The sequence below is a fragment of the Kineococcus glutinatus genome (genome assembly GCF_039542765.1).
GTDB classification, from domain to species: domain Bacteria; phylum Actinomycetota; class Actinomycetes; order Actinomycetales; family Kineococcaceae; genus Kineococcus_A; species Kineococcus_A glutinatus.
In genome coordinates, this window is sequence record NZ_BAABIL010000330.1 from 1 (window position 1) to 9,715 (window position 9,715).

10 protein-coding genes are annotated in these 9,715 nt (G+C 76.8%); 4 read left to right on the forward strand and 6 right to left on the reverse strand.

Translation table 11 applies throughout. The annotated features are described in order from the left end of the window. Together ABEB16_RS12845 and ABEB16_RS12850 are read right to left on the reverse strand one after the other, a co-directional pair. On the reverse strand, positions 1–1,581 hold a 1,581-nt coding region (locus ABEB16_RS12845), incomplete at its 3' end, for a histidine kinase N-terminal 7TM domain-containing diguanylate cyclase (protein ID WP_345712643.1). A gap of 83 nt (positions 1,582–1,664) precedes the next feature. Beyond that, complete coding sequence (locus ABEB16_RS12850) at positions 1,665–3,815, reverse strand: alpha-galactosidase (protein ID WP_345712644.1); 2,151 nt, start codon at positions 3,813–3,815, stop codon at positions 1,665–1,667. A 141-nt stretch (positions 3,816–3,956) separates the two neighbouring features. Here ABEB16_RS12850 and ABEB16_RS12855 point away from each other — a divergent pair, with 141 nt between their 5' ends. Next, positions 3,957–4,991, forward strand: a complete 1,035-nt coding sequence (locus tag ABEB16_RS12855; RefSeq protein ID WP_345712645.1) for a LacI family DNA-binding transcriptional regulator — start codon at positions 3,957–3,959, stop codon at positions 4,989–4,991. A gap of 10 nt (positions 4,992–5,001) precedes the next feature. After that, the gene (locus ABEB16_RS12860) at positions 5,002–6,012 is read left to right on the forward strand and encodes an aldo/keto reductase family protein (RefSeq protein WP_345712646.1); all 1,011 of its coding nucleotides are present in this window, start codon (positions 5,002–5,004) and stop codon (positions 6,010–6,012) included. A 38-nt stretch (positions 6,013–6,050) separates the two neighbouring features. On the opposite strand, the gene ABEB16_RS12865 is transcribed toward ABEB16_RS12860, so the two are convergent. Beyond that, positions 6,051–7,283 (reverse strand): Fic family protein, encoded by a 1,233-nt coding sequence (locus ABEB16_RS12865; protein WP_345712647.1) that lies wholly within the window; start codon positions 7,281–7,283, stop codon positions 6,051–6,053. A 93-nt stretch (positions 7,284–7,376) separates the two neighbouring features. Further along, entirely contained in the window at positions 7,377–7,916 is a 540-nt protein-coding gene (locus tag ABEB16_RS12870) for a YbaK/EbsC family protein (protein ID WP_425560185.1), read from the reverse strand. A gap of 43 nt (positions 7,917–7,959) precedes the next feature. On the opposite strand from ABEB16_RS12870, the gene ABEB16_RS12875 reads away from it, so the two are divergent. Together ABEB16_RS12875 and ABEB16_RS12880 are read left to right on the forward strand one after the other, a co-directional pair. Next, positions 7,960–8,355 carry a fluoride efflux transporter FluC gene (locus ABEB16_RS12875; protein WP_345712648.1) on the forward strand — a complete coding sequence of 132 codons (396 nt, stop codon included), beginning with the start codon at positions 7,960–7,962 and terminating at the stop codon, positions 8,353–8,355. A gap of 8 nt (positions 8,356–8,363) precedes the next feature. Continuing rightward, the gene (locus ABEB16_RS12880; RefSeq protein ID WP_425560186.1) at positions 8,364–8,753 is read left to right on the forward strand and encodes a fluoride efflux transporter FluC; all 390 of its coding nucleotides are present in this window, start codon (positions 8,364–8,366) and stop codon (positions 8,751–8,753) included. A 35-nt stretch (positions 8,754–8,788) separates the two neighbouring features. Here ABEB16_RS12880 and ABEB16_RS12885 read toward each other — a convergent pair whose 3' ends face one another. Together ABEB16_RS12885 and ABEB16_RS12890 are read right to left on the reverse strand one after the other, a co-directional pair. Beyond that, positions 8,789–9,412, reverse strand: coding sequence for a PIG-L deacetylase family protein (locus tag ABEB16_RS12885; RefSeq protein WP_345712650.1), 624 nt, complete (start codon positions 9,410–9,412; stop codon positions 8,789–8,791). A gap of 66 nt (positions 9,413–9,478) precedes the next feature. Next, on the reverse strand, positions 9,479–9,715 hold a 237-nt coding region (locus tag ABEB16_RS12890), incomplete at its 5' end, for a glycoside hydrolase family 6 protein (RefSeq protein WP_345712651.1).

A 9,715-nucleotide genomic window follows, 5' to 3' on the forward strand; every position in this document is an offset into this window, starting at 1 on the left:
CGCCGTCGTGCCCGCCGTGCCGCCGCCGGGCGTCGAGCCCACGCCCACCGAGACGGTGACGCGCACGTCCTGCGGGGCCGGCCCGCCCACCGGCACCTGCAGCCCCTCGCAGCGGCGGCGGACCCGCTCGGCGCACCGCACCGCCTCGGCCGGGCCCGCGCCGGGCAGCACGACGACGAACTCCTCCCCGCCGAAGCGGGCCACGCCGTCCGCCGCCCTGGTGGTGGCCAGCAGCTCGCGGACCACCGCCTGCAGCACCAGGTCGCCCACGGGGTGGCCGTGGGTGTCGTTGACCACCTTGAAGTGGTCCACGTCGACCACGAGCACCGACAGCGGCTGCCCGGCGCCCGCGGCCGCCGCCAGCGCCGCCGGCAGCGCGCCGTCCAGCCACCGGCGGTTGCGGGCGCCGGTGAGGGGATCGCGCAGCGCGTCCTCCGCCAGCCGGGCGCGCAGCTCCTCGTTGATCCGCAGCTGCTCCGCGAGCCGCGCGTTGGCGGCCTCCATCGCGCGGCGCTGCCGCTCCAGCTCCGTGACGTCGCGCACCACGACCGCCCGGCCCAGCTCCCGGCCCCGGCCGTCGGTGATCGGGCTGGAGTCGACGTGCACGTACCAGCCCGGCGCCAGCTCCGCCGTCCACGGCGCGCCGCCGGTGAGCAGCTTCTCGGCGCGCCCGGGGAAGAGGTCGGCGATCGCCCGGCCCACCAGGTCGCCGCCGAGCTGCGGGCGCAGCCTGCGCAGCCCCGCCACGGCCGCCGCGTTGGCGTCGACCACCCGGCCGGTGGGGTCGCAGACGACGACCGCGTCGGCCAGGCCCTCCAGCACCTCCCGGCGGGCCACCGGCACCACGCTCGCCAGGCCCTGCCGGAACAGCGCGTGGGCGTACAGCAGCGCCGAGACGGCGAACCCCAGCGGCGTGTGGTCGTGGCCGCCGAGCTGCCGGGACCACAGCAGGCTCACCAGCCCGGCCCCGAGCGGGGGCAGCACGGCCAGGACGAGGCTCACCAGCTGCCGGCGCAGGTACCACGGCGCACCGCGCAGCGCCGCGCACAGCACGGCCAGCGCCGCGGCGGACACCCCGTAGCTGTAGGCGCTGTACACCCAGAACAGCGGCCCCATCTCGTGCGCGGGCGAGGGGGTGCCGCCGGCGCCGAAGTCGTCGCGGAAGACCAGGTGGTGCCAGGGGTTCGTCAGCAGCGCCACCACCGCCGCGGCGGGCAGCGCGAGCATCCGGGCGGCCAGGCCCCGGCGCGGTCGCCAGCGCGGGTCCGTGACGCGCCGGCACATGAACCACGCGGCCACCGGCACCACGCCGACGGCCGCCAGCGAGACCACCCAGGCGGCGTGGCCGACGCCGACGCCGACCGGCAGGCGCAGCACCGCCGCGGCGGTGCACCACGCGGCGATGGTCGCCATCGTGCTGACCAGCGGGTCGGTCGCGGCGACGAGCCGGCGCCGGCGCCACGTCGCCGCGGCGGTCGCCCCGCACAGCAGCGCGGCGAGGAGGAAGACGACGGCGATGCCGCTGGCCACCCGCACCCCCTCCGCTCCCGGCCGCACCGGCCGGCGGCTCCGCAGCAGCATCGGCACCGCGGGCCGCCGCCCTGAGGCCGTCTCCGCCGTCCGCGCGGGCGGAGCGGGCAGCCGGCGCGGACGGCGGAGGCGGCTCAGACCGCGCGCAGGTGCAGCAGCACCGCCGAGTCCGGCCGCAGCGGCGGCACCTGGACCCCGACCGCGGCCAGGACGCGCCCGGTGAGGACCTCCTCGCCGCGCGACCACGCCGGGGCCGCACCCCGGGCCGCCGCGGCGGGCTCCGCGGCGGGAGCCACCGGGGCGAGGCGGTAGCGGCGCCCGGGGTCCAGGCCCGGCAGCCGCAGCAGCCCCGGCGGCCAGGTGACCGGCCGGTCGAGCACCGCCAGGGCGAACAGCGCCTCCGAACCGTCCGGCGCCACCACCCCGTGGCCCTGCACCTCCGGCAGCGGGGAGTCCAGCCGCACGGTGCGCCCGGAGTGCAGCAGGGGGCGGAAGCGCTTGTGCAGCGCCACCCACCCGGCCAGCTCCGCCCGCTCGTCGGCGCCGGCGCGGCTGATGTCCCACTCGATGCCGAAGTGCCCGAAGAACGCCGTCACCGCCCGGAACGACAGCTCGGAGTTGCGGCCCGTCGTGTGCGAGCGCGGCCCGGCGACGTGGCTGCCCACCAGCTCCGGCGGCAGCAGCTGCGCGGTCCAGCGGTGGATCAGCTGCCGCTCGTGCGGGTCGATGCAGTCGCTGGCCCACACCCGGTCGGTGCGCTCCAGGACGCCCAGGTCCACGCGCGCGCCGCCGGAGGAGCAGGACTCGACCTCCAGGTCCGGGTGGCGGGCGCGCAGCCGGTCCAGCAGCCCGTAGACGGCGAGGGTCTGCGCGTGCACGCCGGCACCCCGCCGCGTCGTGGACCCCGCCTCCAGCAGGTCGCGGTTGTGGTCCCACTTGAGGTAGTCGATGCCGTACTCGGTCACCAGGGCGCTGACGCGCTCCTCGACGTAGGAGGCCGCGGCGGGGTTGGCGAGGTCGAGGACCTGCTGGTGGCGGGCCTGGAGCGGCAGCCGGCCACCGGGGGAGAGGATCCAGTCCGGGTGCGCCCGCGCCAGGTCGGAGTCGGGGTTGACCATCTCCGGCTCGAACCACAGCCCGAACTGCATGCCGAGCTCCCGCACCCGGTCCACCAGCGGGTGCAGCCCCCGCGGCCACACCCCCTCGTCGACGTACCAGTCCCCGAGGCCGGCGTCGTCGCCGCGGCGGTGGCGGAACCAGCCGTCGTCGAGGACGTAGCGCTCGGCGCCCACCTCGGCGGCGCGCTCGGCCAGCTCCAGCAGCCGGTCCAGGTCGTGGTCGAAGTAGACGGCCTCCCAGACGTTGAGGACGACGGGGCGCGGCGAGGACGGGTGGTGCGGCCGGGCGCGCAGGAACTCGTGGAACCTCGCCGCGGCCTCGTCCAGGCCGGTGCCGTGCGTGAAGAACGACCACGGGGACGCGTACGTCTCCCCCTCGGCCAGCACCACCTCGCCGGGCAGCAGCAGCTCGCCGCCGCCCAGGACGGTGCGGCCGGCGGCGGTGCGCTCCAGCGCGCAGGCGTGGTTGCCGCTGAAGCCCACGTGCACGCCCCACACCTCGCCGCGGCGGAACCCGAACCCGGCCTCCCCGGCGAGCAGCACGGTGGCGGCGTCGGCGCCGGTGCGGCCGCGGCGGTTCTCCCGCACGTGCGCGCCGACGGTGACCGCACGCCGCTGCGGGGCGCGCTCGCGGGACCAGCGCCCCGCCTGGTCGAGCAGCTCGACGGCCACCGCCGGCACGGGCAGCACCGGGGCCAGCCGCTGCACCTCGTAACCCCCGGCGGCGGTGTTGGTGACGGCGGCGCGGGCGCGCAGCAGGCCGGAGGGCTCCAGCTCCAGCTCCACCTCGACGGCCAGGCCCGCGGCGTCGTCCCGGGCGCGGCTGAGCACCCGGCCCCCGGCGCCGGGGCGCGCGTCCACCTCGTGGCGGGCGCCGGTGAAGCGGGGGGACCAGGCGTCGCCGCCGCGGTGGCCCGCCAGGCCGGGGGTGCCCGTCCAGCCGGCGTCCTGCCCGGGCAGCACGCTCAGCCGCACCGGCACGTCGACGGTGTGCTCCAGCAGCGGCGACACCTCCAGGGCGAGGTCGCGCAGCACGTCGGCGTCGACGTCGCCCAGGTCGGCGCCCCAGTGCAGGACCGCGGGCAGGTCGTCGGGCGGCAGGTCGCAGACGAGGCTGACGCCGGCGGCGCGCAGGTGGACGAGGGGGGCGGGGGCGTCGGTGCTCACGGGGCTCCTCGGGCGGGGTGCTCAACCGGTTCAGCGGGACGCTAGCGGACGGGTGGCCCCGTCCCCGCGGACCCGCGCCGGTGACCGCCGCGACCGGCCGCGCAGTACGATCCGGGAACCGTCCTGCCGGGAGGAGACCGCGTGGCGCGCGTGACCATCACGGAGATCGCCCGCCGCTCCGGCGTCTCCAAGGGAGCGGTCTCCTACGTCCTCAACGACCGCCCCGGTGTCTCCGACGCCACCCGGGCGCGGGTCCTGCAGGTCGCCCGCGAGCTCAACTGGGTGCCCAACCGGGCCGCGCGCGCCCTGTCCGGGGCGAAGACCGACACCTACGGGCTCGTGCTGCCCCGCAAGGCCGAGGACATCGGGCACGAGCCGTACTACATGGAGTTCATCGCCGGCCTGGAGAGCGTCCTCGGCGAGCGCTCCCTCGCGCTCATGCTCCAGGTCGTCCCCGACGTGGCGACCGCCGCCGCGACCTACCGCAAGTGGTGGTCGGAGCGCCGCGTCGACGGCGTCGTCGTCGTCGACGTCCGGGTCGACGACCCGCGCGTGGCGCTGCTGCAGGAGATCGGCATGCCCGCGGTCGTCGTGGGGCACCCCTCGCTGGCCGGCGGGCTCCCCAGCGTCGGCACCGACGACGCCGCCGCGGTGGCCGACGTCGTGGCCCACCTCGCGGGCCTCGGCCACCGCGCGATCGCCCGGGTCGCCGGCCCGGCGGAGCTGTCCCACACCCGCATCCGCGACGAGGCCCTGGCCGCCGCCGCCGCCGGGCACGGCGTGCGCGCCCGCACCGTCCACTCCGACTTCTCCGCCGACGGCGGGGCCACCGCCACCCGCGCGCTGCTCGGCGGGCCCCGGCCCCCGACCGCGATCGTCTACGACAACGACCTGATGGCCGTCGCCGGGCTGTCGGCGGCCACCGGGCTGGGGATCCGCGTCCCCGACGACGTCTCGCTCGTCGCCTGGGACGACTCGGCGCTGTGCCGCGCCACCCACCCCACGCTCACCGCGATGGGCCACGACGTCGCCGCCTACGGGGCGGCGGTGGCCCGGCGGCTGCTGGGCGCCGAGGTCGTGCCCCGGCTCGTGCGCGCCGCGCTGCGCGAGCGGGCCAGCTGCGCCGCGTCGCCGGCGACGGCGGCACCGGTGTCGCGCGCGCGCACCAGCTCGTAGGGTCGCGGCCATGGAGTTCCGGTACCTCGGCAACAGCGGCCTGAAGGTCTCAGCGATCACGTACGGCAACTGGCTCACCCACGGCTCGCAGGTGGAGAACGACACGGCGGCGGCGTGCGTGCGCGCCGCCCTCGACGCCGGCATCTCCACCTTCGACACCGCCGACGTGTACGCCAACGGGGCGGCCGAGACCGTCCTCGGCGAGGCGCTGGCGGGGCAGCGGCGGGAGTCGCTGGAGATCCTCACGAAGGTGTACTTCCCGACCGGCCCGAAGGGGAAGAACGACACCGGTCTGTCCCGCAAGCACATCGCCGAGTCGATCAACGCCTCGCTGCGGCGGTTGCGCACCGACTACGTCGACGTCTACCAGGCGCACCGCTACGACAGCGAGACGCCGCTGGAGGAGACGATGCAGGCGTTCGCCGACGTCGTCCGCCAGGGCAAGGCGCTCTACATCGGCGTCAGCGAGTGGACCGCCGACCAGCTGCGCGCCGGGCACGCGCTGGCGAAGGACCTCGGCGTCCAGCTCGTCTCCAACCAGCCGCAGTACTCCGCGCTGTGGCGGGTCGTCGAGGCCGAGGTCGTGCCCACCTCCCGCGAGCTGGGCATCTCCCAGGTCGTGTTCTCGCCGATCGCGCAGGGCGTGCTCACCGGCAAGTACAAGCCGGGCGAGCAGCCCCCGGCCGGTTCGCGCGCCACCGACACCAAGGGCGGCGCGGACATGATCTCCCGGTGGATGCGCGACGAGGTGCTGCAGCGGGTGCAGGACCTGGTGCCGGTGGCGCGGGAGCTCGACCTGACCCCGGCGCAGCTGGCGGTGGCGTGGGTGCTGCAGAACCACAACGTCGCCAGCGCCATCATCGGCGCCTCCCGCCCCGAGCAGGTGGCGGAGAACGTCGCGGCGGCCGGGGTGGAGATCCCCGCGGAACTGCTCGGGCGCATCGACGAGGTGCTCGGCGACGCCGTCACCCGCGACCCGGGCAGGACCGCGCAGAACTCCCCGGCGCACCGGCTGGTGTGAGGCGGGGGCGGGGCGGTTCCCGGGGCGTCTGCTCCGCGTCAGGGGACGCGGTGGCTGGCGCGGGCGGCGAAGTCCTCCATGGCCGCCAGGACCTCCGGCGCCTGCCACACCCGGTCGCGGCGGCCGTTGCCGATCTGCTCCAGGACGGTGGCGTCCACCAGGCGGTCGATGGCCACCTGCGCGTTGACCGGTGAGATCTGCAGCTGTTCCGCCACGAGCTTGGCGTCCACCACCGGGCGCGTCATGACCAGGTCCGCCAGCCGCAGCGCGGCCGCGTCCCGGCGGGCGCGGATCTGCTGCGCCCACCGGGCCCGCGCGTCCCGGACGTCGGCGATGAGCCGGCGGGCGTTGCCCACCGCTGGGAAGACCGCTTCGCACACCTGTCGCACGATCGGCTCGACGTCCCCGGCCCGGTAGGCGTCCAGAGCCTGGAAGTACCTGCCGGTGTCGGCCAGCAGGCCCGCGGAGATGGGGACCAGCGCCTCGCGCGCGAGCCGGGCGACGCGCAGCTGGGCGTGCAGCAGGGCGCGCCCGGTGCGTCCGTTGCCGTCGGGGAAGGGGTGGATCGCCTCGAACTGCGCGTGCGCCAGCGCCGCCTGCGCCAGGACGGGCAGGTCGTCGCGGGCGATGAACGCCATCAGGTCCGCCATCGCCGCCGGTACCCGCTGGTGCACCGGCGCGATGTAGTCCGCGCCGTGCGGACTGCGCCCCGAGCCGCCGATCCACACCTGCTCGCTGCGCCAGCGCCCGGCGGCGTGCGGCATCGAGGTCGTCATCAGCACCCGGTGCATCTCCAGCACCGCCTCGACGTCCAGGTGCTCGGTCTGCTGCAGCGCGGTGTGCATCGCGGCGACGTTGGCGACGATCTCGTCGGCGTTCGCCCGCCCGCGGCGTCCCAGTTCGGCCAGGGCGATGGCCTTCGGTGAGGAGGTCAGGTGCTCGATCTGCGAGGAGCTGGCCGCTTCGGTGCGCAGCAGCAGCGCCGCGAAGGAGATCACGCGGCCGGAGCCCAGCACCTCCCCGTCGAAGCGGGCGATCTCGGCGCTGGCCTCGGTGACCAGCGCCATCGCCGCAACCGGCAGCGAGGGTCGCGCATGCGCGATCACCGCCGGTACGGCCGCCTCGTAGGGACCCTGGTGGCGGCTGCGCCCCGACCGCGGGCCGTACGCCGCATCCGCCGGCTGCCACGGCACGCTCTCCAGGCCGAAGGCCGGCCAGCGCGCTGCGGCATCCCCCGACGCGGCGAAGCCGACGTCCTCGGGTGGAAGCATGGACACCACCCGAGCTTACCCACGGATCATGGAAGAACCGGTGGTGAGGTCGCCCGTCCACCACGGATGCGGGGGCGGGGCGCCGCCGCGGCCTCAGCCGTCCGCGGCGACCGGCACCGACGTCCCGCCCGTCAGCGCCACCAGCTCGTCGTGGGTGGTGGAGAACACCGCGTGCGGGTGCCCCGCCGCCGCCCACACCCGCGGGTGTCGGCGCAGCTGCTCGTCGACGACGGTGCGCAGCGGCGCGGGGTGCCCCACCGGGCTCACCCCGCCGATGGGCTGGCCGGTGGCCGCCCGCACCTGCGCGGCGCTCGCCCGCCGCAGCACGCCGCCGAGGGCCGGCCCGAGCACGTCCTCCTCGACGCGGTGCGCGCCGCTGGTGAGCACCAGCAGCGGTTCGGTGCCGGTGCCCGCGCCGTCCCCGGTGTCCAGCAGGAACACCAGGGAGTTGGCGATGGCGCCCACCTCCACGCCCAGGGCGGCGGCCGCCTCGGCGGCGGTGCGCACCGCGTCGGCCAGCACCCGCACCTCGGCGTCGCAGCCGCGCTCGTGCAGGGCGCGCTGGACGTGGGCGACGTTGCGGTGCAGCGGGGCGGGGCCGTCGACGGGTTCCGGCTGCGCGGTGGCGGTCACGGTCCCCGAGGGTAGGCCGGTGCGGGCCGGGCAGGATGGGGGCGTGCCGGTGCGTCCTGCTCTCCTCGTCGCGGCCGGTGGTGCCGCGGGGACCGCCGCCCGCTGGGGCGTCGCCGCCCTCGTCCCGGTGCCGGCCTCGGGCTGGCCGCTGGCCACCACGCTCGTCAACCTCGCCGGCGCCTTCCTGCTCGGGGCGCTGCTGGCGGCGCTGCCCCGGCCGGGCCCGGCGGCGGAGCGGGCGCGGCTGCTGCTGGGCACCGGGTTCTGCGGCGCGTTCACCACGTACAGCGCGCTGGCGGTGGAGGTGGACCTGCTGCTGCGGGAGGGCGCCACCGCCGTCGCGGTGCTCTACCCGCTGCTCAGCGTGGTCGGCGGCGTCGGCTGCGCGGCGGCGGGTGCGGCCCTCGCCGGCCGGCTGCCGCGGCGGGGTGGTCGGTGAGCGGGGTGCTGCTGTTCGCGGTGGTGTGCGCGGCGGGGGCCCTCGGTGCGCTCGCCCGCTGGGGGGTGGACCTGGCGCTGCGGCGGCGCTTCCCCGCGGCGCGGCTGCCGTGGGCCACCCTGCTCGTCAACACGACCGGTTCGGCGCTGCTGGGGCTGCTCGCCGGCGCCGCGCTGCCCGGCGGGCCGCTGGCCGGGGCGGGGGTGGGGGAGGCGCTGCACGCGGTGCTCGGCACCGGGTTCTGCGGCGGCTACACGACGTTCAGCACCGCCAGCGTCGAGGTGCTGCGGCTGGGGCGGGAGCACACCACCCGCACCGCCGCGGGATACGCCGCCGCGACGCTGCTGCTGACCGCGGGGGCCGCCGCGGCGGGGATCGGGGCGGGCGCGGCGCTGTAGGACCGGCGCCGCGCCGCGTCGCCCCGGGAGCCGGCTCAGACCTCCAGCACGATCCGGTGGGGCACGAACCCCTCCGCGCTGCCCACCCTCGACTGGAACCCGCGGTAGCCGGCCTGGCTGTGCACGGCGTCCAGGCACACCATCGCCGAGTCCGCGACCTGGCTGCCGTGGCAGCGCAGCGCGGCGGCCTTCTTGTCCATCGCGGAGCTGATGTCGACGAACACCCGCGGGCTGAACCCGTAGCTGCTGGGCGACTCGTACGTCAGCACCTGCTGGCAGTGCCGGGCCGCGCCGAGAGTGGCCAGCGCCACCGCCCGGTGGTCCTGGTGGGTGTCCTCCACGCCGTGGGTGTAGACGACCTGCACCCGGTTGGCGCGGATGACGGACTCGATGAGGTGCACCAGGTGCAGCTCGTGGTTGGACACCCGCCCGTCGGGCAGGTCGCCCCACACGAGCTCGGCGCCCAGGGTGGCGGCGGCGTGCTCCTGCTCGATGATGCGCGCGGCCACGTCGCCCGGACCGGCCTGGCCCTTGGTGATGACGAGCATGATGACGCGGTCGCCGCGGGCGACGTGGCGGGCGAGGGTGCCGCCGCAGCCCAGCTCGATGTCGTCGGGGTGGGAGCCGACGGCGAGGACGGTCTTGGGCAGGTGCAGCATGGCGTTTCCTTCCTGTCCGTTCCGCTCGTGGCGGAACTGCGGTGTTCGGTGTCGGTGCGGCCGGGATCAGCCGGAGGTGAGGCGCAGCGCCAGCTCCGGCCACCACGTCCCGGCGGCGGGCTCGCCGTCGCGGCAGGAACCGTCGGAGGTGCCGGGTTCCTTCACCCACAGGTACGCGGCGCAGTGCGTGCTGTCCGTGCTCGTCGTCGGGGTGGTGCCGACGCGGGCCGTCGGCGGGTTGCACCAGGCCAGCGCGTCCTCGGACTTCGAGGTGGCCCCGGCGCCGTTGCGGCTGGTGTCCAC